The sequence below is a fragment of the Streptomyces sp. SID12501 genome (genome assembly GCF_010550245.1).
GTDB lineage: Bacteria > Actinomycetota > Actinomycetes > Streptomycetales > Streptomycetaceae > Streptomyces.
The window spans coordinates 1-1,444 of the sequence record NZ_JAAGLU010000102.1 but is presented as its reverse complement, the minus strand read 5'-3'; the positions used below and the strand labels follow the sequence as shown (position 1 = coordinate 1,444).

The 1,444-nt window shown below is 66.9% G+C and carries 1 protein-coding gene; it reads right to left on the bottom strand.

The window, feature by feature from the left end; all coding sequences use genetic code 11:
• Positions 1–16: 16 nt before the first annotated feature.
• Positions 17–1,375: an IS4 family transposase gene (locus G3I71_RS44595; RefSeq protein WP_239149748.1), complete on the bottom strand. Its 1,359-nt coding sequence runs from the start codon at positions 1,373–1,375 to the stop codon at positions 17–19.
• Positions 1,376–1,444: the final 69 nt, after the last annotated feature.

Here is a 1,444-nt window from a genome sequence, read left to right as displayed (position 1 = left end):
CAATGCCGTTGCTTGATTACTGGACTATCGCGGTGTGCAACGTGATGGCCTTGGCTGTGATCCGCCGTGTCGGTTGCCGGTCCCGGGTGTTGATCCGGTAGGAGAGCTTCGAGGAGTACTTCGAGTCCGGCCGTTTGAGGTGCCGGTCCGCCTCGCGTAGGCGCTTGGTGCCGTTGTCGAGCTTCCGGCGCACCTTCGCCGCCAGTACGGCCAGGAACTTCTTGATCTTCTTGGGCGTATCCGCGCACTGCCGGACTACACTGCGCCGCGTGTGCTTGAGGACCTTGACGAACGAGACCCGGTCCGGGTTGATGCCGTTGTCGTCGGCCAGATGCATGATGACCCGCGTGAGGCAGTGGTGCACGACCAGGTGCGCCCAGACCTCCTGCCGCACCAGATCCGGGTCTCCCGAGCGCAGGACCTCGATCGGCCCGCGCTGGAACGTCTTGATCTGCCGGAACGCCGACTCCGCCTCCCACCTGGCATGGTAGAGCCCTGCCAACTCCGCCGCCGGATACGCAACCGGGTCCAACAGATCGGTCAACAGCCTGACCACCTCGCCGCCGTCGACGCGGTACTCGATCACCCGGACCAACACCCCGCCAGGATGCGCGCCCTTCTGCCCGCCCAGGTTCATCCTCCCCAGGTAGGTCCCGTCGGGCAGGTACTCAACCGGCCGGTGCGCCACCGGCGAGCGAGCCCGGATCAGCAGATGGGCCCCGGCTCCGAGATAGGTCTTCCATAACTCGACCCCGGGGAAGCCCCGGTCCATGATGACGAGCATCTTGCTCGCCGAGGTCGCCAGAGTGAGCGCCAACTCCCGCTCACCGCCGTTGAATCCGCCCACCGCCGCGTCGACCTGCGCGTGCGTGCCGCACTCGGTCAGTGTCACCACCCGCACTTGAGGGAACCCCGCCGGCTGGCCGTTCTTGACCGGCCCACCGAACGCGGCCCGGTTGGCTGGTGTGTCCGGCGCGTCCAGCACAAACCCATCCACCGCGGCCAGCCGCATCCCGCGGTAGAAGGAGCCCTCCAGGCCGACGGGGGCCAACGGGTCGGCCAGCTCGCGGAAGAGGGCCTCCGGGACCAGCGGTCCCAGACGCCTGCGCGCCCGCGTGAACGAGGACTTGTTCGGGATGCTCCCGCTCAACTCCCGAATGCTGCCGACCAGTTGCTCCGCCACATCGTCATAGGAGTCCTGCTGGAACAGCGCCAGGGAAAGCGTGAAGTAGACCATGAACCCGGCCGGCAGCGCGCCGGGCTTCTTGTCCCGGACCCGGCACTTCTCCAGCACCTCGGCGACCAGTTCCGGAGTCACCCACCGGGTCACCACCCCCAGTCGCACATGATCGGACAACCCCACCCAAGGATGCATGCCGGGCCCAACGACCGCGTTCCTCCGGCGTCACTGCGAACTGCTTGACGAGTTCAAGCAACGGCATTG

Bases quoted from the DNA above. Each gene is read 5' to 3' on its own strand.
- G3I71_RS44595 (WP_239149748.1), bottom strand. From the start codon at position 1,375: ATGCATCCTTGGGTGGGGTTGTCCGATCATGTGCGACTGGGGGTGGTG.